The sequence below is a fragment of the Stenomitos rutilans genome (assembly GCF_059505485.1).
Genome location: NZ_JCACKR010000053.1, coordinates 63040 through 82858, shown reverse-complemented (window position 1 = coordinate 82858; position 19819 = coordinate 63040). Strand labels below are relative to the sequence as shown.

Sequence of the window (19819 nt, the reverse complement as noted above, 5' to 3'; positions counted from 1 at the left end):
CGCAAAGGCTATCAATAACCGCTTAATCGAAACGTTAGCGACTGTAGAGTTGCGTAAGCGCGAGGAGTCGATCGCTCAACGTCTGCGTCAATTGTTCAGAACTGCGGTAGCGCCAACGCCAATTGCCATCATTATGGCTGGGGTCATTCATCCGGGCGCGGCCGTCTAAATCCAGCAGATCTTGTAAGGGAATAATGGCTAGATCGGCAACAGAGGCTAAGGCTGTACGAATGAGCAGCCAATTAATGTCAGGGATGTCATCAGGTGAGGTGTAGCCAAAGTACTTCGCCAGAAATTGTTTCTCGGCTTCACTGGCTTGTTGCCACCAACCAATGACGGTGTCATTATCATGGGTGCCGGGATACACCACCGTATTGCGCACATAATTGTGTGGCAGGTAAGCATTACCCGGATCATCGCCAAAGGCAAACATAAGAATGCGCATACCGGGAAAGTCAAAGCGATCGCGCAAGGCTTCCACTTCGGGCGTAATGATGCCGAGATCTTCTGCCAGAATCGGCAACGTTCCCAGTGCCTTTCCCAGCGCTTCAAAGAATTGCTCGCCCGGTGCTTGAATCCATTTGCCATTAATCGCAGTCTCTTCACCAGCAGGCACTTGCCAATAGGCTTCAAACCCGCGAAAGTGATCAACGCGGACAATATCCACGTATTGCAACGTCACTTGGAAACGCTTAATCCACCAGGCAAAATTTGTTTTTTGTGCCTGTTCCCAGTTGTAAACTGGGTTGCCCCAAAGCTGCCCGGTCGCGCTGAAATAATCGGGTGGCACGCCTGCAATAAACGCAGGTTCAAAGGTGTTTGGATCAAGTTTGAACAGATCTGGAGCTGCCCACACATCGGAGCTGTTATGGCAAACGTAAATGGAAATATCGCCAATGATTTTGATGTTTTTACTGTTCGCATACTGACGCAATTTTCGCCACTGCTCGAAGAAGATAAACTGCAAAAATTGATGAAATTGAATGCTGTCCTGTAATGCTTCTTTTTGGGCTTTGATGGCATCAGGATCGCGGCGTGCGATCGCAGTCTCCCACTGATGCCAACTTTTTCCACCGTTGGCTTCTAACAACGCCATAAATAACGTGAAATCGTCCAGCCAGGAGGTTTGTTCCTGGAGAAATTGGGTGAATTGCGTCGTTTGTCCAGATGTGGTTTGTTCAGACGATCGCGCTTTTTGAAAGCGATCGTAGGCCAGCTTCAGCAAGTGCATCTTGTGCGAAATTACGCGATCGAAGTTGACCTGATCGAGATTGTCGTCTGCAATCGGAGTTAATTCGTTTGCCTCCAGCAATCCATCACTGACAAGCTGTTCCAAATCAATCAGCAGTGGATTGCCTGCAAAAGTGCTGAAGTTCATGATGTACGGCGAATGCTCGTAGCCCGTCGGCCCCAAAGGCAAGACCTGCCATAACGTTTGACCGCTGTTTGCCAAAAAATCCACAAATTCATAAGCGGCTTTGCCTAAATCGCCAATCCCAAATTGGCTGGGTAGAGAAGTTGGGTGGAGCAAAACACCACTTGCACGTTGAAAAGCCATAGTCTTTAGAGATAACGCGGAGGTAAAAACAAACGGTACACATTAACGCGGGTTCTAACCGTGAGCTGATAATTTCGATTCTCTTGGAACCGATCGCCATACTCAGTATGAAGGGATGTCGATTGAACGCACCTATCGTTGGGGCAGTAGTTGATGGGGTTGCCCGCGATCGAAAGGAGGAGATTTACTTGGCGATGTGAGAAGAAAGTGGAGCTAAAAGGGGGCAAAAAGCAGGCGGATAACGAAGCTGAACGCTGAACGCTGAGAGCTAAAAGCCATTCCGCGATCGTTCCTACCTTTGCAAGATGACGAAGCGCGATGTTTCAGTTAACGTGTTTGAGTCGTTTGCATCAATGGGCAGTTTGATCTTGAAAAACGATCCTTTATGGTTTAAGAACGCCATTATCTATGAAGTGCCTGTGCGTGCCTTTGCAGACAGCAACGGTGATGGCATTGGCGACTTTCGAGGACTAACCGAAAAGCTGGATTATTTACAAGATTTGGGCGTGACAGCCATCTGGCTGCTGCCGTTCTTCCCATCGCCCTTGCGCGATGATGGGTATGACATTGCGGATTATGTAAACATCAACCCGATTTACGGCACGCTGGACGACTTTAAAGAGCTTTTACAAGCCGCGCATCAACGGGGCATTCGCGTCATTATCGAGCTGATTGTAAACCACACATCCGATCAGCATCCCTGGTTTCAACGCGCACGCAAAGCGCCAAAGGGCAGCCCAGAGCGAGACTTTTACGTTTGGAGCGATACTCCAGAGAAATATCAAGAAGCAAGGATCATTTTTCAAGATTTTGAAACCTCCAACTGGTCGTGGGATGCGGTTGCCAGAGCCTACTTCTGGCATCGCTTTTATGCCCATCAGCCCGATTTGAACTACGACAATCCCGCTGTGCGTCAGGCCGTTTTTGACGTGCTGGATTTCTGGTTGGCGATGGGGGTAGATGGGCTGCGGATGGATGCGGTGCCGTACCTCTATGAGCGCGACGGGACAAATTGTGAGAATTTGCCCGAAACCCATGCGTTTTTGAAGCAACTGCGCCGCCATGTCGATGAGAAGTTTCCCAACCGGATGCTGCTGGCGGAGGCGAACCAGTGGCCTGAAGATGCAGCCGCCTATTACGGCGCTGGCGATGAGTGCCACATGAACTTCCATTTCCCGCTGATGCCGCGCCTGTTCATGTCGTTGCGGATGGAAGACAGTTTTCCCATTGCCGACATTCTGCAACAAACGCCCGCGATTCCTGACAACTGTCAATGGGGTCTGTTTTTGCGGAACCACGACGAGCTGACGCTAGAAATGGTGACGGATGAAGACCGGGACTTTATGTACCGGGTTTATGCTCAAGATCCAGAGATGCGGGTGAATCTGGGCATTCGACGACGGTTAGCGCCGCTACTAGGGAACGATCGCCGTCAAATCGAGCTCCTCAACAGCCTCCTGCTCTCGCTGCCGGGAACGCCCGTGCTGTATTACGGCGACGAAATTGGGATGGGCGATAACGTCTACGTGGGCGATCGCAATGGGGTGCGGACTCCTATGCAGTGGAGTTTCGATCGGAATGCGGGGTTTAGCCATGCCAGTCCTCAACGGTTATATCTGCCGCTGATTGTCGAAGCGGAATATCACTATGCCACCGTTAACGTAGAAGCACAGCGAGCAAATCCCAATTCCCTTTTGAATGCAACCAAGCGGCTCATTGCGATGCGGAAACGCTTCCAAGCACTGGGCAGCGGCGACTTTCAAATTCTACATCCCGAAAACCGCAAAGTGCTTGCGTTCACGCGCACCTATGAGGACGAACAGATTCTCGTGGTAGCGAACCTTTCCCGCTTTGTGCAAACGGTAGAGCTAGATTTATCCTCCTTTCAAGGACGAGCACCGATCGAGATTTTTGGACGCACCGAGTTTCCGGCGATCGAGGACGCGCCTTACTTCCTCAGTCTAGGATCTTATGCGGTCTACTGGTTTACGCTCAAGCCACAGGCGCTATCTCTACCCGTTTTGCCTCCACAGACAGAACGACCCACGCTAGCAATGAGCGGTACCTGGCAAACCGCTTTTACCGCCTTGCAGTCGGCCCAAACGCGCAGCTTTACCACCAGCTTAGAAACCCTGCTGCCAGAGTACTTAGCCAACCATCGATGGTTTGGCGGCAGAACGCGCACCGTACAAGCAGCTCGGATCAACGACGCGATCGCCATTCCCTACAGCAACAACCATGCCTATATGCTGGCGCTGCACGTCGATTATATTCAGGGCAGTCCCCAAACCTATGTGCTGTTTCTAGCGTATGCCGAAGGGGCGCAGGCGCTTCAGTTGCTTTCAGATACGCCACAGTCGGTGATCGCTCGGTTGAATCCACTCGATCGCGATGAGGTTGCCGTGCTATTTGATGCGATCGCTGACCCGGCTTTTCTAAGCGCTCTGCTGGATGGCATTGCCCAGAATCAGCGGTACAAAGATACCACCAGTCACCTAGTTGCCACCGCAACACCCTTATTTGCGGCTCTCAGCGGCGGTAAGCAGTTCCTCGATCCTGCCCCCTTAAAGGGACTGCATAACAACACGCTGATTGCCTATGCCGACACGAGTGAGGTTGTGTCGCAGAACCGTCTCATTCTGAAGCTCTTCCAAAAGGTAGAAGAAGGCATTCATCCTGATTTGGAAATGCGGCGCTTTCTAGATGAGCATCAGCGCTTTCCCTTTATGCCTTCGATCGCAGGCACCTTGGAGTACCACTGTCTCAACACAGAACCGATCACAGTGGGCATCCTGCAAGAATTTGTTCCCGATACGCGAAGTGCCTGGGACTATACGCTCGACAACTTGCGTGACTACTTTGAACTCGTCGTGATGCATCAATCAGACATCACCGAAGTGCCCATGCCGTCTAGCTCACTTTTAGAAGACCTACAGCCTGCACTCGATGGTGGCCTCCCAGACAGCAACGAACCGACAGACGTGTTTTTTCCGCTCCCTTCCTGTCCGCCCAGTCTGGCATCGTCGCAAATTCCCGCCTGCAAAGCAATCAACACCTATCTGGCAAATGTCCAATTGCTAGGGCAACGGACTGCCGAACTTCATCTTGCCTTGGCTTCAGATGCAGAGAACCCTGCCTTTGCGCCAGAGCCATTTACAACGCTCTACCAGCGATCGATCTATCAGTACAGCAGGAACCTGACTGGGCAGGTGTTATTAATGCTCAAAAATCGACTCCACATCCTGCTGCCAGAGACACAACCGTTTGCCAAAGCGGTGCTGAGTCAACAGGATGACTGCTTGCAGCGGTTTCAATCCGTGCTGAACCACAAAATTACCGCATTACGAACCCGTTATCACGGCGACTATCATCTAGAACAGGTGCTTTTTACGGGCAAAGATTTTTTCATCATTGACTTTGAAGGTGATCCCGCCCGTACTTTAAGCGAACGACGCATGAAGCGATCGCCCTTGCGAGACGTTGCTGGCATGCTGCAATCGTTTTACTACGCTGCGAGTGTAGCACTCGACCAGGAGATTGAAAGCGGTATGAGCCAAACGGAACAGTTGCCGCAAATGCAGCAGTGGGCTGAATGCTGGCAGCGGTGGGTCGGTGCAACCTTTGTCAAGGCCTATCTCGCTACAGCAAATCACGGTAGCTTCTTGCCAAAAACAGAACAAGAGTTGCGGGTACTTCTAGACTATTACCTGCTTGAACAAGCTGTTTACGATTTAGGACGTGAACTAGTCAACCAGCCAGAACAGCTCAAGATTCCCCTGCAACGCATTCTTCAACTTTTGTCGATCGTTTAGGGTCTGTGAAGAAAGCAGGTCGCAGGTTGTTGCTGTTAGCGACCAGCGCATAGCCTTGAGGGAACCGCTGACTGCTCGCCCTTGATGGGTCGTTATGCCCAACAAGAGTGGGGAGCGGCGGCTTGCTCATTGTAAGGCATGTTGTCTGATACCGATTCAAACAACAATCGCTACAGATGATCGTTGGGTAGGGGCAAGGCAATGCCTTGTCCCTACAGAATGTGTTGGATTTTCAATTTAACCTGGTACAACCAAGTTGCATGTCAAACGAGCCAATATACAGGTAATTTAGTGTAGGAGGGAATGACACGATCGCTACCGTTTGCCCGCTCACGCCTCCACGGTACCCATGACTCTACAACCAACTGCTTAAGGTCTTCGTTGAACTATTTACAATCTCATGCACAAAACCTCCGATCTTCACGTCGTTGAAACTCGCCCGTTGTTGAGTCCAGCCTTTGTCCACGGCGAATTACCCCTAACCGAAAAGGCAGCGCTTCTGGTCACCGAAACCCGCGATCGCATCCGTAATATTTTGCGCAGCGAAGATCGACGCTTGCTTGTGATCGTTGGCCCGTGCTCGATTCATGATGTAAAGGCCGCTTACGAGTATGGTGAAAAGCTGGCAGCACTCCGCACAGAATTGGCAGACGAGCTTGAAATCGTGATGCGGGTGTACTTTGAAAAACCTCGCACCACGATCGGCTGGAAAGGGTTGATCAATGATCCCCATCTCGACGGCAGCTATGACATTAATACAGGGCTGCGACTGGCACGGAAGCTGTTGCTCGATCTCGCCCATTTAGGGTTGCCTGCTGCAACCGAGCTACTTGATCCCATCATTCCCCAGTACATTGCCGACGTGATTTCTTGGACGGCGATCGGCGCTCGCACGACCGAAAGCCAGACTCACCGAGAGATGGCATCCGGACTTTCGATGCCCGTCGGCTTTAAGAACGGTACGGATGGCGGCTTCCGCATTGCGGTGAATGCGATGCTTTCCGCGAGCCAGCCTCACCGCTTTTTGGGAATCAATTTTCACGGACTGGCAAGCATCGTCACGACGACAGGCACGCCCGACACCCATCTCGTGCTGCGAGGCGGCAAGTATGGTCCCAATTACGACGCCCTGAATGTCGAAAAAGCAGCGGCTGAACTCACCCAAAATGGCTTAAATCCACGCGTTATGGTCGATTGCAGTCACGATAATGCCAGCAAGGACTATACCAACCAACCGATCGCGCTGCAAAATGTTGCCGATCAGGTTGTGGCGGGTTCTCACCACCTCATGGGCGTCATGATCGAAAGCCACTTGAAAGCAGGCAACCAGAAACTGCCCAAGGATTTAAGCAAGCTGGTGTACGGTCAAAGCATTACCGATGCCTGCGTGGATTTTGCCACCACCGAGACCATGCTGCGATCGCTGGCATCCTGTCTTACCAAGGCAAATGGTCGAGAAAAATGCGCTGTTGCGGTTGACTAGGGGCAAGAGACGCTCTGCATCGACTGGAACCGTTAGCGATCGTGGGTTAGCGATCGTGCGCTTCGTGGCGAGCCGACTCTAGCAAGAGTCGTCGCTCTGCTCGCGCGATCGCCCAATAGGTCGCTTCTACAGCACCCGGATCAACCGAGATGGACGTGATCCCCCAGCGCACCAACGCCTCCACCAGGTCAGGATTGTCGGAAGGTGCTTGCCCACAGATAGAACAGGAAATACCGCTCTGTCTGGCTTGCTGAATGAGTTGGGCGATCGCAGCCCTCACAGCCGGATGGCGTGCATCAAACGCCGATGCCATCGTACCGTGGTCGCGGTCTGCGCCCAAAAGTAGTTGGGTCAAGTCATTGGTGCCGATCGCAATGCCTTGCACGCCCGCACGAACATAGTCTGGCAGCAAGAACAAAACGGAGGGCACTTCTGCCATCATCCACAGTTGAAACTGCGTTTGCTGCATCAATCCAGCATTTTTTACCCGCTGACGACAGAAGGAAAACTCCTCCACCGTGCGAACAAACGGTAAGAGCAAGTGAAGGTTAGGATATTTGACCTGCACCTTCGCCAGTGCTGCCAGCTCTAAATCAAACAGGGTTGGGTCAAGGTAGTAGCTAAAGGTGCCGTGTAGTCCCAGCGTCGGATTCAACTCTAGAGGAATGGTTTCGCCACCGGGTAAGCCTCTCGCTTCGTGCGATCGCAAATCTAGCGAGCGGTAGAACACCGGGCGAGGCGTTAAAGCAACGACAAACTGTTCCAGACTGTCAGCTAAACGCTCTACCAATGCAGCGCTGCGTCCACTGTTTACCCATTGAAGAGGGTGCTGGTGATCCAGTACTGAGAGTGCTAAGAGTTCGCCTCGCAGGAGACCAATGCCGTCGATCGGAAGGGTGGCGATCGCGTCCAGATGGTCGGGCTGGCTGAGATTCACCATCAGGCGTGTCCCTAACGGTGGGCGATTGCGAATCGTAATCACATCGTTGGCAGGAGTTACAGGCAGAACCGCTAATGGTTGACTGATATCTGCCATCCGGTAAACCTTGCCCTGATCGCCATCCACCAAAATCAATTCGTCTGGCTGAATGCACTGAGTGGCATCAGTGGCAGCAATCACGGCTGGAACACCTAGCTCTCTTGCAATAATCGCGCTGTGCGAGGTCATACTGCCTTGCTCCAACACAAGACCTGCCGCTTGCTTAATCAGGGGGAGGCAGTAGGGTAGCAGCATGTTAGCCACCAGAATGGTTCCTGGTGGCGGTGGCGAGATCGCTGTGTTCTGGTCTGGAATGATGTAAGCTCTCGCGATCGAGCGGCCCTGTGACGCGGCTAAGCCTGTGACCAACAATGCCTGTAACTCAGGTGGGGCGCTTTGCTCGATCTGAACTAGCTCTGCATGTAACAGAGCGGATGGCAACGGCGCAGAAACAGATCTTGGCTCTGCCTGAATCGACCGATCAAGGGTCGCCGCGATCGGGATTGGTGGCTCTTGGTCTATGGGATGAAGACTATGCAGTGCTTCAGATGAAAGCGTCAGGACTTGGGTCAGCCAAAATTGTCGCTGCCCATCCTGCTCTAGAAACTCCTCTGGCTCTAGAGACATCCCCTTTCGTGGAGACAGCGTCCATTCTAAAGTCGACACGTTTCCCACCTCTGCCATCACTCGTTGCACCAATTGCATTAGGGCACTGACTTGCGCGTTGTTGAGGGATAAGTGTTTTTGCTGGCTCTCATCGGGAAAATCAGTCTTGAGCAAGGACAGGGATGAGTCGTGAGGAACCACAAAGGCCGTGTGTTGAACCGCTGCCGCTCCAAGGGTTGGCACTGATTCTAAAGGGTTAAGGCTTGTTGGAGCAGGCGGTGAACTCACCACCAAATCGCTTGGAGCTGTTGTCGGAGCGGGTGGATCGCACGGCTCGATCGCATTAACATGCGGTTTAGCAATAGCGTCCTCTGTAACCTGGTAGACGATCGCCCGATTGCCCAACTGCTGTGTCTGCACATTGCCAGTGGTCGCCTGAACCCGATAAAGGTCGGGTATTACTTCACCCCAAGCGATTGCCATACCCAAACCAGGCGTTGACTGAATCTGCACCGTGTCGTCTAGCCACTGCACCGTCCCAGAGGCCAGCGCCGATCGTAGCGGTTGCACCAACACAGCTAATCGAACCTGCTGTAAATGAATGCCCAGGCGCTGCCAGTAAAATAAGCTTTTTGCCCGAAAAAGCTGTGCCCAAAGACGCTTCAGCCCCTGATCTACATCAGTCGCCGTTGCCTGACAAAACTGAATATCAAACAACGTCGAGCTTCTGCCATCCGCAATCGTGCTGACTTTAGAAGCATGACGGGCACTAGTTTTGATAAATAACGAGGGGCGCAAGATCAGTACAGGCGCATCTAACTTTTGAATCGCTGCCTCCAGGTCAGTTTGCCACTCTAGAGGTAAAGGAGTCCCTTCAATAGACTGCCGCAACTGCTGCGCGATCGCCTGTAGCTGCTGGGGATTGCCAATATCCAACCGAAGCGATGAATGCGGCAAATCGGCAAAGAACGGTTCTGACCAGTTGATAGATTCCAAAAACTGGCGCAGCATACCAGCCGAAACCACAAACCCTGGCACGACAGGAAAGTCCTTTTGCAGCAATTGCCCTAAGTACAGCGCTTTGTTGCCCACTAAAGCCCGATGGTGCGGTTGAATCTGATCGAGCCAGTAAAGATTAGCCACAGTCACAACTCATAGCAAACATCAATAGGAAACACTACAGCAAGTATTGAATTGATCTTAGGGGCTAGGAAGAAATAATGTCACGGACTGGAGTGGAAAGGAGGCAGAAGGAGCGGTCAGCCTCCTCTGGGTATAAACTATGCAGGTTAGTCAGGACACGCCGTTACGGTTAAAGCTCTGATAGATGGAGTTTTGCCTTCTGCCTTCTGCCTCCTGCCTTTTGCTATAGCAGTATCAATAGTTGGGCATACTTGAGCGAGACGCATCATATCCCTATTGACTTCCCTCGTAGGCGCAGGTACCTACTGCGCCTACGAGGGAAGTGCGTATTTCCTCTCTACCCTCCTTTCTGTATGGTTATTTCCCGCTTTACTCATGCAAGGTGCCTCTTGTGATGCATGGCTTTAGCAAGCGAATGTTTGGGGTTTCTGATCTACTATTGCAGGCTCAGTGCCCACTCTGCCAGCGTTTTACTGCAAAGACATTCTGCCCAAATTGTCAGCGTCAAATTCAACAGTGTCGGTTTTCCCATCCTGAGTGGATGCAGCAGGAGCACCTGCCAATCTTTGCCTGGGGCAGATATAGCGGTGCCTTACGACGAACGATCGCCGTGTTCAAATATGAAAATAAGCCCCACCTGGCACGCCCCCTCGGTCATTGGTTAGCCGATGCCTGGTTAAGTCTGCCCGATCGCGCCAGATCATTTACTGTGGTGCCTATTCCCATGCATTCAGAAAAGCGGCAACAGCGCGGCTTCAATCAGGCGGATTTGCTAGCAGAGCACTTTTGTGAGCAAACGCGGCTTCCTCTACAAAAGCTTGGACTGGAGCGATCGCGCGAAACGACAGCACAATTTCAACTATCGGCGGGCGATCGAGAACGAAACCTAGCAGACGCCTTCAGCCTCGGCCCAGCCTTTCGTAAACGCCCTCCTACCAAAGCGGTGCTACTACTCGACGACATCTACACTACAGGCGCAACCGCCCGTTCTGCTGCGCAAACATTACATCGCCACGGCATTCGAGTGCAGGGGCTGATTGTTCTGGCAAGGGCAGAAATGGAGAAATGAGGGGATAGGGGGAGCGAGGGAAGCAGAGAGAGACGGGGAAGCGTTGAGTGTTGAGTTGAAGAGAGGAGTCAGAAGTCAAGAGAGTCTTGAGTGTTGAATCGCCTCCTCACTCCTTAATCCCTTCCACCTTCTGCTCCCTCCGCCTCCCTTGCCTCCCCTGCTTCCTCTACCTCTACCTCCCTACTCCTTAATCAACCCATGCTCCAATGCATAGCGCACTAGCTCTGTGCGGCTGCTGGTACCCGTTTTACTAAAGAGGCGGCTGACGTACTTTTCGACATTGCGGACGCTGGTTTCGAGACGACGAGCGATTTCTTTATTCATCAGACCGTCTACCACGAGGTTAAGAACGCTCTGTTCTCTAGGGGTGAAGTCAATTTGGGTGGTGTTGGGAAGTTGAGCGATCGTGCCTCCCTTCGTCAACAGGCGCTTAATCTCTTCGATTTCCCGAATCACATCATCAATATTGCGCGGTTCGTCTTCACCAGATGCGCGTACAGCATCTCGCTTTTGCAGCAAGTTAGTGACGATCGCCACTAGCTCATCGGGGTCAAACGGTTTGGATAGGTAGGCATCGGCACCAGCGTTGTAGCCCTGAATGCGATCGGCCGTCATGCCTCTAGCGGTGAGAAAGACGACTGGCAGAGTTTTGAACTGCGGCTCTTCACGCAATTGCTTGAGGAACTGGTAGCCATCGACCTGGGGCATCATGATGTCGGTGATGACCAGATCGGGATGCTGTTGCCGCGCGAGTACCAATCCTTCAGCCGCGTTGCTGGCCGCATTCACCGCAAAGCCGCTGTCTTCCAGATAGGCCTGCACGGCTTCCCGCAAACCTGGTTCATCATCCACAAGCAAGAGTTGACCTGGCATGAAGACCCGCGCTCCTATAATCGTTCGCATTCTCCCTATTGTAGCGATCGGTGCTGCGATTCATGACTCCGTTTGTGGAGAAGGGTAGGGAGGCAGAAGGCAAAAGGCTAAGGGTGAAAGGCGCAAGGCTGACTGCTGACCGCTGACTACTGACCCTTAACCACAGGTTTAGTGTCTGGCTTTGAGTTGGGTGTTGGTGTGGCTCCGGGTTTTTTACCGCCGATCGCCGGGGTTGACGTTGGTGGCTTACTGGTGGGAACTAGCGGCCTACTGGTTCCTAAAGGAGACGCGGTTGGCTTTTTCTGCGGTTTTTTTTGTACGGTGGAGCTGCTGGGCTGCTGGGCACCCTGCACTTTGAAGGATTGAATGCTTTGTTCAAACATGGCGAGTCGCTGCGAGTAGTCACCCGCTCTGGTTGAGTAGGCGACTGTCCAAAGGGTTCTTCCCTGCTTAATGACGTAAATCAACTGTCGCAAAGCATCCAGTTGAGACGCGTTGGCTTTTACGTTGGCTTCTGTCACCAAGCGTCCGGCTGGATATTGCCCGACTTGCACCGTTTTGCGTTCGATCGTCCGCAGGGGGGTAGGCAAAGACTGCATGGCAGCATCAATATACGCCTCCACTGTCACGGTTTCGGGCACGTTAACCGCACTGACGACTACATTTGTCACCCCACCTGTGCGATCGGGCTTAGGATCTACGGCGATCAGCAGAAACGTGCTGGGGTTTTGCTCGACCAGGCTAGCAATCTTCTCATAGTCTGATCCGAGCGATCGAATCCCTTTAATGAGTGTTTGCAGCCCGGTGGTGTTAGGGCTACCACCGCGATAATTTTCGGGTAGCGCTAGCTCAATGCCAGGAGCCTTGAAGGTTTGCCACTTTTCAACCAGTGCGCTTGCTCCAGAGGGATTAAGGCGCGATCGAGCACCGGATGTTCCCGTCAAAGCATCTGCCCCCGATGGCTTCGCCTGCGTTGCACCATTTGCTGCTGGCGCTTTCTGTAGCTTGGTCTCTAGTTTGGGGGTTGCCGCCTGGCTGCAAACTGCCCCAAAACTCAGAAGGATAAAGCCGATACAAATCAATGTTTTTTGCATAAAGTGTGTTGAACAGGAAATTTATGATTCTAAGCAAGCTGTCAATGTGTTAGCGCTGACCGCTGACCGCTGATGACTGCTGATAGCTTTTCATCTCAAAACTCAAAACTTCTACACTGACCGCTGATCGCTGCCATCATCCCCCATCCTGACAGTAAATCCTTATGGCAGAATGAACTGGATACTACAAGCAACGTCCCCTCATTACTATGGCTACCAAGTTTGTATTTGTGACGGGTGGTGTGGTCTCCAGCATCGGCAAGGGGATCGTAGCCGCTAGTTTAGGGCGGTTGCTCAAATCGCGTCAGTATTCCGTCTCGATCTTAAAGCTCGATCCCTACATTAACGTTGATCCTGGAACGATGAGTCCCTTTCAACACGGAGAAGTGTTTGTCACAGAAGACGGCGCAGAAACAGACCTGGACTTGGGGCACTACGAGCGCTTTACTGACACATCCATGTCGCGGCTGAATAGCGTCACTACTGGCTCAATTTATCAAGCAGTGCTAAACAAAGAGCGTCGCGGCGATTACGATGGCGGCACTGTACAGGTTATTCCTCATATTACGAATGAGATCAAAGAGCGGGTACACCGGGTGGCAAAAAACACCAGTCCCGATGTTGTCATTACTGAAATTGGGGGCACCGTGGGCGATATTGAGTCGCTGCCCTTTTTAGAGGCCATTCGTCAGTTTCGGAAAGATGTTGGTCGGCAGAATGTCCTGTATATGCATGTGACGCTGGTGCCGTGGATTCCCGCCGCAGGCGAAATGAAAACCAAGCCCACTCAGCACTCGGTGAAGGAATTGCGATCGATCGGCATCCAGCCGGATATTCTCGTTTGCCGGAGCGATCGCCCCTTGCCACCAGGACTCAAAGAAAAAATGTCGGGCTTTTGCGATGTGCCTGTGGAGTGTGTGGTGACATCTCAAGATGCAAGAAGCATCTACGAAGTGCCGCTAAATCTTGAACGGGAAGGTCTGGCACACCAGGCGCTAGAGCTATTGCAACTGGAACAACGCCAGCCTAATTTATCCCAATGGGCTACATTGGTCGATCGCCTCTACAGCCCCAAGCGATCAGTAGAAATTGCGATCGTGGGTAAATATGTGCGCCTGAGCGATGCCTATCTTTCCGTGATGGAAGCCCTTCGCCATGCCGCGATCGCCCTGGATGCCGATCTCCAGATTCGCTGGGTAAACGCTGAAGACCTTCAAGAACAGGGTGCTGCCTACCATCTGGATGGTGTGCATGGGGTCATTGTGCCCGGTGGCTTTGGCATTCGCGGGATTGATGGCAAAATTGCGGCGATCGAGCACGCCCGCACCCATCAAATTCCGTACCTTGGTCTCTGTTTGGGCATGCAATGCTCTGTGATTGAATGGGCACGTCATATTGCCAAGTTGCCTGACGCTCACAGCGCCGAATTTTTCCCCGAAGCCAGCAACCCCGTCATTAACCTTTTGCCCGAACAGCAGGATGTGGTCGATTTAGGGGGCACTATGCGTTTAGGGCTATATCCCTGCCGCCTTGCACCCAATACCCTCGCCTTTAGCCTCTATCAGGAAGAGGTTATTTACGAGCGGCATCGGCATCGCTATGAGTTCAACAACGCCTACCGCAGCCAATTTACCGATACAGGCTATGTGGTCAGCGGCACCTCGCCCGATGGTCGTCTGGTCGAAATTGTCGAATTGCCCAATCATCCTTTCTTCATTGCCACTCAATTCCATCCTGAATTTCAATCGCGTCCCAGTGCCCCCCATCCTCTGTTTAAGGGGTTTATCCAGGCAGCGCTTACGCTCTCACCGACCAGCTACACGGATGGTAACATCTCCAATGAGCCAGCCGTCATGCCAGAGTCACTAAATATGGTGCTGAATTAGGGCGATCGCGCCCCTTTGCCGTCTGTCAAACCGCCGCTTCTACCATGCCGTTTACTGACAACCAGGTAAATGATGGAAGGTATAACGGGTGCTAGCGCCACACCCAGAGGGGTGATAAGGTTACGCTAGTCTTGAGTCTCTAGAGAACGCGTGGCTTACTGGATCAAACTTCAATACGAGCGTAATACCTATGTGATCGACCTGGATCGAGTCACAGCGTTTTGTTATGTGCCAAATGCGCGCGTATCGTTTGCACTCTTGGACGGTAACACCACGATCGTCGTCACGCAGCAAAGCGATCCTGATACGTATCAAATGATTCTGGACTATGTGGAAAAGCGCACAGGATTTGGGTTGCCGTAGGGGAATGGGGGAGAGGGAAGTAGAGAAGGTAGAGGGGGCAGGGGAAGCAGGGGGAAAGTTTTTAAGTTCACTGAATCATTGCCTTTAGCCTTTAGCCTGCTGACTCCTAACTTCAATCTATGCCTCATCAGGCATCACCTGATCTCCTACGCGTAGGACTTTGCCTGCTTGCGATGACAGAGTACGGGTATTTACGGCCAATCGAAAGAAGTGGTTGAAGCGGGATGTCACTACCCAGGCTGGCAGGGTTTCTTTGCGTTTTGTGGTGAAGGTTTTTTGAAACTGGGGGAGGCTTTCACCCGTCATGGCATCACGAGTGACGACCACGCAACGCTGGCAAGGATTCACGCCTGCAAACTGCACTGCACCGATGTGAAATGGGATGGTGCGATCGTGTTCCCCAAACAAACTATCTTCCCAGAACGGTTCGACACCTGAAATTTCCAGGTTCGAGCGAAAGCGGCGGCGTGTTTCTTCCAGGCTCAATAAGAACCAGTCTGCGATCGCTTGCAGGGTTTCCGTACTGATCACGGTAGGCCCCGGAGATTCTGTGTCATCAGGAAAGCCAACCTGGGTGTCTTGAATCAACCTGACGGCAAAGCCAAAGTAATCGCTGAGCCATGTTTCTAGCGCCGATCGATCGTCGTCCAGGTGAAAAGTCTTTGCTTGAACCTGATCCTGCGTGTGAAGACGAACTGTCCAGGTGCTCAGATCAATCTGAGAGCGAATGCCGTGGACGGCTGCCGTCCGTTTTCCATTGACAAACTTGCCCTGCATATCGACGATCGCAAACTCGCGATCGTGCTGCAACGCGCCACTCTCCAGGACAGTAGTTTGCGTCACCGTGACCCCATCCAAAGATTTAATTGGAAAAATTGCAATTTGGGTTAACGCAGGCATAGGGTTACAACTCAAATTGCTATAACTATACGTGGTATGGGTTGCTGGGCAATGGATAATGGCTCGACTGCGGTGGAAACACGTATTACACTCCCTGGGACTGGAGTTTTGGCTGCTGCTGCCATTACTAGGGCTGGGCTTTTGGTTTACGAGTGGGGCGTTAACAGACCGGGTACTACACCGATCAAATGAGACAACTCTGTATATTGAGGGTGTTCGCAAATCAAGTAAGCAACCACCACGCACTATACAATCCATTATCATCGTCACGCACCCACAGCAGAGAACGTCAACCGTCATGGTCAAGACAGTCAACTCAGCCCTCACCACCTTGTTATTTGAGTTTCCTACGACTGAACGAGATCACATCGAAGCAGCCATTAGCCATGAGTTGGGTCTGCCGCGCGATCGCGTTCAAGCGCTGGTGCAATATCAGTCTGAGCATAGGCAGAAGGAGTAGGAAGGCAGAAGGCAGGAGGCAGAGGGCAGAAGGGGCAGGGGGCAGCTTTTTTCTAACAACCAACAACTCCTTTTGCCTTTTTGCCTTCATCCCTCACAGCACTCTCAACGTACTGGCAATACTGCTAATTGCTGCCATTGCCCGAATCTCTTCCAGAGCAGTGCGGAAGTTGCCTTCACGAACATGATGGGTGACGACGACGATTTCTGCCAGGTTATCGCGTAAGCCTGTTTGCACGATCGATTCCAGGCTGACATTATGGTTGCCAAAGCAGGTGCCTAGTTTGCCAATCACACCGGGAGAGTCTTGGGTAAGAAAGCGAGCATAAAAGCGGGTTACAAGTGCCTCAATGGGGACGATCGTGCAGTAATGCTGGTGCGAACACGCCAGCAAGGGGTCAAGTAAGGGCGTGCTATTCTGCTTCAGTGCGGCACCCCGCTCTACCTTCAAAATCGCAGCAATGTTCAGAATGTCCGCCACGATCGCGCTGGCAGTTGGCCCCGCACCCGCACCAGGGCCAAAAAACATGACCTGGCCGATCGGGTCGCCCTCAATGAGAATGGCATTGTACACATCATTCACACTCGCAAGCGGATGGCTTTTGGGCACCAGCGTTGGGTGAACTCTGACCTGTAGCTGCTCTGGAGACTCTGCAAGCAACTCGGCTTCTCGTTTAGCAACCGCTAGCAGCTTAATGACAAAGCCCAACTTATCCGCATAGGCAATATCTGCGGCGCTGACCTGCCGAATGCCCTCGCAGTAAACTTCAGGCAGCTTAATTCGCCCACCAAACGCAAGTGAGGCGAGAATGGCGATTTTATCTGCCGCATCCAGACCATCTACATCGGCAGTGGGGTCAGCCTCGGCATAGCCTAACCGCTGTGCATCCGCCAGGATATCCACAAAATCGCCGCCCTCGTTCTGCATCCGCGTCAGGATGTAGTTTGTAGTGCCATTGATAATGCCTGTGACAGTTTGAATGCGGTTAGCACAAAGGGATTGCTTTAACGGCTCAATGACCGGAATGCCACCTCCCACGGCAGCCTCTAACAACACATAGACCCCAGCTTCTTCAGCAGCCGTAAAGATTTCGGCTCCGTACCGCGCGATCGCCGCCTTGTTTGCCGTCACGACATGCTTTCCATGCGCAATGGCTTTGAGAATGAGCGATCGAGCGGGTTCTAAGCCACCAATAACCTCAACCACAATATCCACGTCTGGATCGGTGACGATCGACTCTAAATCAGTGGTGATCAAGCGGGGTGGAATATCAACAGACCGAGGCTTGTCGGGCGATCGTACTCCTACCCGATAAAGCTCTAACTCCTGTACTAACGGATGCCGCTGGTCTGGGTTCTGCAAAATTTGCACCGTTCCTGTGCCCACGGTTCCCAGACCCAACAGACCAATTTTGAATGCCACAGTCTCAACCTGCCATGCAAGAGTTCCTCCAACATTGTAGGAGGGGATGGGGAACAGAGGAAGCAGGGGAAGCGGAGGGGGCAAAGGAAGCGGAAGGAGCAGGGGAAGCAGAGGGAGAGAAGATGAGGGATGAAAGTTTTGAGGTTGGAGTTCATTCTGACTTCTGACTTCTGGCTTCTGAATTCCTCTTCTACCTTCTGCCCCTGCCCTCTGCCTTTGGCCCCTACAAAATCGTCGCAATTTCCTTTAAATACACACGGCTGAATGGCTCGTTTTCACCCAGTTTGTACTGTTCCATCAGCCCATTTTGCTGCACTGAAACGGTGTCTTTTTGCCGGATGACAACGGTAGAATCGTCAAACACATCACGAGCAAGCATCATTTCGGTTTCGGTTGGATCATCCAGCACCACGACATTGCTGCCGTAGTAGAACATGCCGTCTCGATCGAGCACGTCTTCTCGATACTCTGCGACCAGCAGGTCGAGTTTGGGATTGCGCATCAGGTTTTGCAGATTGGTGTTGTAATCAGAGTGCAAGCTCTTCTCAGAGCGATTGACAAACACCCCATCGCGGCATACAGCGCCGATCGCCCAGTGAGGATGCTGGAGCAAAATATGATCCACAATTTCTTGCAGATCTGACACCGAGACGTGATTGAACGTGATGATGGGAATCCGCGCTGCTGTGCCCGTTTCAAAGAATGTCTTCAGAATATGAGCAGGCACATCAACACTCTCGCCCACTGCGGGCTTCAGGTGCATGTTGATGCCGGGGGCCGCGTTGATTTCAATAATGCCAAAGTTGCCCTCTTTCCACGATTCAGCGAGGTCAAGTGAAATGACATCAATACCCAGGCAGGTAAGGCGGAAATGCTGGGCAATATCCTGCGCCAGAATGACATTATCGGGGTGAATTTGTCGCGTGGCATCGATGCTTAAGCCACCTGCCGAAAGGTTGGCAACTTTACGCAGGTAAATGGTGCGATCGACCTCCAGCATACTGTCTAGAGTCAACCCCTGTTCATCCAGGTAGCGTTCCATCGCTGCATCCGACTGAATTTTGCCGAGCGGTGAGGTTGGGGTATCCACACGAGCAGGCGTGCGGTTTTCACGATCGATCAACTCACGAATGGTAGACTTGCCATCCCCTATAACTGAGGCAGGACGGCGTTCGGTTGCGGCAACAAAGCGTCCATTCACGCACAAAAGGCGGTAGTCTTTGCCCGCAATGCTTTGTTCGACGATGATGCGAATGGACTGTTCGTCGGGTACAGCTTCTACCGCGCGATCGAACGCCAGTTCCAGATCATCAGCATCTTTAACATCCGCCGTTACCCCAATACCCTTATGACCTACAACGGGCTTCACCGCTACAGGATAGCCAATTTGTTTAGCGGCTGCTAACGCTTCATTCGCCGTGTAGACAATGCTGCCTCTGGGTACGGGAAAGCCGAGCGTATGGAGAAACTCCTTGCAATCATCCTTGCCCGTTGTGAAATCTGAATCGATATGGCTGTCGTGGTCAAACGTGGTGGCGATGCCTCGAACCTGCTTTCTGCCATAGCCATACTGCATCAACCGTTCATCCCACAGGTAGAAGCTGGGAATCTCCAGTTCATACGCCGTTTTGAGGAGTGCATACACGGTGGGGCCACCATAGACCGAATCACGAAAGAAGCCTTGCAACACTTCAATCTGGTCTTCGATCCAAAAGCGTCGATCGCGCGTAATCGCCTCAAACCAATCCCACACGCAGTAAACGATTGCGCGGCTGGTGCGTCCATGCAGCGACTGCACAGCTACTCTATCCCGTCCTTTCTCTTCTCTGACGCTCCACTGGGTGAGATGCAAGTCCATTTCAAGCTTGCTCACTTCGGCTACAGTGCGGGCGAACAATTGCGCGTAGGAGTCGTAGGTTTCATCAAGCAGGTGAGGATAGCGATCGCTAATGACGGTCAAGTATGTGTCTAGCGATCGCGGCGGGTTTTCCTTAACCAATGCGAAGTCAAACGCAGCAGCGGCTGTCCCCAGGTAAGGGTTTGGCCCTGCGTAGTGCCTGAGATTAAAGATATCAAACGCATCAGTTGTCCTTGCGTTGACTCGGACAATATCTATGCCTTGATCTACCACCATATGAAGCCCTTTTTCGACGCCTTATTGAGACTAGCTG

13 protein-coding genes are annotated in these 19819 nt (G+C 52.2%); 6 read left to right on the top strand and 7 right to left on the bottom strand.

All coding sequences use genetic code 11. The features are described from left to right. Positions 1 to 34: 34 nt before the first annotated feature. Complete coding sequence (malQ, locus tag AC5JLP_RS09365; protein WP_496067665.1) at positions 35 to 1558, bottom strand: 4-alpha-glucanotransferase; 1524 nt, start codon at positions 1556 to 1558, stop codon at positions 35 to 37. Between the two features lie 305 nt (positions 1559 to 1863). On the opposite strand from malQ, the gene treS reads away from it, so the two are divergent. Both treS and AC5JLP_RS09355 read left to right on the top strand, forming a co-directional pair. After that, on the top strand, positions 1864 to 5370 hold the full coding sequence (gene treS / locus AC5JLP_RS09360) for a maltose alpha-D-glucosyltransferase (RefSeq protein WP_496067664.1): 3507 nt from the start codon (positions 1864 to 1866) through the stop codon (positions 5368 to 5370). Positions 5371 to 5770: 400 nt separating this feature from the next. Beyond that, positions 5771 to 6853, top strand: coding sequence for a 3-deoxy-7-phosphoheptulonate synthase (locus AC5JLP_RS09355; RefSeq protein ID WP_496067663.1), 1083 nt, complete (start codon positions 5771 to 5773; stop codon positions 6851 to 6853). Positions 6854 to 6899: 46 nt separating this feature from the next. Here the strand turns inward: AC5JLP_RS09355 and AC5JLP_RS09350 are convergent, their stop codons facing one another. Next, positions 6900 to 9581: a putative PEP-binding protein gene (locus tag AC5JLP_RS09350; protein WP_496067662.1), complete on the bottom strand. Its 2682-nt coding sequence runs from the start codon at positions 9579 to 9581 to the stop codon at positions 6900 to 6902. Positions 9582 to 9975: 394 nt separating this feature from the next. Here AC5JLP_RS09350 and AC5JLP_RS09345 point away from each other — a divergent pair, with 394 nt between their 5' ends. Continuing rightward, on the top strand, positions 9976 to 10650 hold the full coding sequence (locus AC5JLP_RS09345; RefSeq protein ID WP_496067661.1) for a ComF family protein: 675 nt from the start codon (positions 9976 to 9978) through the stop codon (positions 10648 to 10650). A gap of 180 nt (positions 10651 to 10830) precedes the next feature. On the opposite strand, the gene AC5JLP_RS09340 is transcribed toward AC5JLP_RS09345, so the two are convergent. Next, on the bottom strand, positions 10831 to 11523 hold the full coding sequence (locus AC5JLP_RS09340; RefSeq protein WP_496067660.1) for a response regulator transcription factor: 693 nt from the start codon (positions 11521 to 11523) through the stop codon (positions 10831 to 10833). Positions 11524 to 11669: 146 nt separating this feature from the next. Continuing rightward, entirely contained in the window at positions 11670 to 12617 is a 948-nt protein-coding gene (locus tag AC5JLP_RS09335; protein WP_496067659.1) for a hypothetical protein, read from the bottom strand. A 209-nt stretch (positions 12618 to 12826) separates the two neighbouring features. On the opposite strand from AC5JLP_RS09335, the gene pyrG reads away from it, so the two are divergent. Continuing rightward, a complete protein-coding gene (pyrG, locus tag AC5JLP_RS09330) occupies positions 12827 to 14503 on the top strand; it encodes a CTP synthase (protein ID WP_496067658.1) in 1677 nt (558 codons plus the stop codon). A 150-nt stretch (positions 14504 to 14653) separates the two neighbouring features. Next, positions 14654 to 14866: a hypothetical protein gene (locus AC5JLP_RS09325; protein WP_496067657.1), complete on the top strand. Its 213-nt coding sequence runs from the start codon at positions 14654 to 14656 to the stop codon at positions 14864 to 14866. A gap of 117 nt (positions 14867 to 14983) precedes the next feature. On the opposite strand, the gene AC5JLP_RS09320 is transcribed toward AC5JLP_RS09325, so the two are convergent. Continuing rightward, positions 14984 to 15766 carry an MOSC domain-containing protein gene (locus AC5JLP_RS09320; RefSeq protein ID WP_496067656.1) on the bottom strand — a complete coding sequence of 261 codons (783 nt, stop codon included), beginning with the start codon at positions 15764 to 15766 and terminating at the stop codon, positions 14984 to 14986. Positions 15767 to 15824: 58 nt separating this feature from the next. On the opposite strand from AC5JLP_RS09320, the gene AC5JLP_RS09315 reads away from it, so the two are divergent. Beyond that, on the top strand, positions 15825 to 16226 hold the full coding sequence (locus AC5JLP_RS09315; RefSeq protein WP_496067655.1) for a hypothetical protein: 402 nt from the start codon (positions 15825 to 15827) through the stop codon (positions 16224 to 16226). A 93-nt stretch (positions 16227 to 16319) separates the two neighbouring features. On the opposite strand, the gene AC5JLP_RS09310 is transcribed toward AC5JLP_RS09315, so the two are convergent. Beyond that, positions 16320 to 17648 (bottom strand): homoserine dehydrogenase, encoded by a 1329-nt coding sequence (locus AC5JLP_RS09310; protein ID WP_496067654.1) that lies wholly within the window; start codon positions 17646 to 17648, stop codon positions 16320 to 16322. A gap of 223 nt (positions 17649 to 17871) precedes the next feature. Then, a complete protein-coding gene (locus AC5JLP_RS09305) occupies positions 17872 to 19782 on the bottom strand; it encodes an acetate--CoA ligase family protein (RefSeq protein ID WP_496067653.1) in 1911 nt (636 codons plus the stop codon). Between the last annotated feature and the right edge of the window lie 37 nt (positions 19783 to 19819).

What these genes read in the sequence shown, in the direction of transcription:
- malQ (WP_496067665.1), bottom strand. Translation starts at nt 1,558, where the DNA reads ATGGCTTTTCAACGTGCAAGTGGTGTTTTGCTCCACCCAACTTCTCTA.
- treS (WP_496067664.1), top strand. Translation starts at nt 1,864, where the DNA reads ATGACGAAGCGCGATGTTTCAGTTAACGTGTTTGAGTCGTTTGCATCA.
- AC5JLP_RS09355 (WP_496067663.1), top strand. Translation starts at nt 5,771, where the DNA reads ATGCACAAAACCTCCGATCTTCACGTCGTTGAAACTCGCCCGTTGTTG.
- AC5JLP_RS09345 (WP_496067661.1), top strand. Translation starts at nt 9,976, where the DNA reads ATGCATGGCTTTAGCAAGCGAATGTTTGGGGTTTCTGATCTACTATTG.
- AC5JLP_RS09340 (WP_496067660.1), bottom strand. Translation starts at nt 11,523, where the DNA reads ATGCCAGGTCAACTCTTGCTTGTGGATGATGAACCAGGTTTGCGGGAA.
- AC5JLP_RS09335 (WP_496067659.1), bottom strand. Translation starts at nt 12,617, where the DNA reads ATGCAAAAAACATTGATTTGTATCGGCTTTATCCTTCTGAGTTTTGGG.
- pyrG (WP_496067658.1), top strand. Translation starts at nt 12,827, where the DNA reads ATGGCTACCAAGTTTGTATTTGTGACGGGTGGTGTGGTCTCCAGCATC.
- AC5JLP_RS09320 (WP_496067656.1), bottom strand. Translation starts at nt 15,766, where the DNA reads ATGCCTGCGTTAACCCAAATTGCAATTTTTCCAATTAAATCTTTGGAT.
- AC5JLP_RS09315 (WP_496067655.1), top strand. Translation starts at nt 15,825, where the DNA reads ATGGCTCGACTGCGGTGGAAACACGTATTACACTCCCTGGGACTGGAG.
- AC5JLP_RS09305 (WP_496067653.1), bottom strand. Translation starts at nt 19,782, where the DNA reads ATGGTGGTAGATCAAGGCATAGATATTGTCCGAGTCAACGCAAGGACA.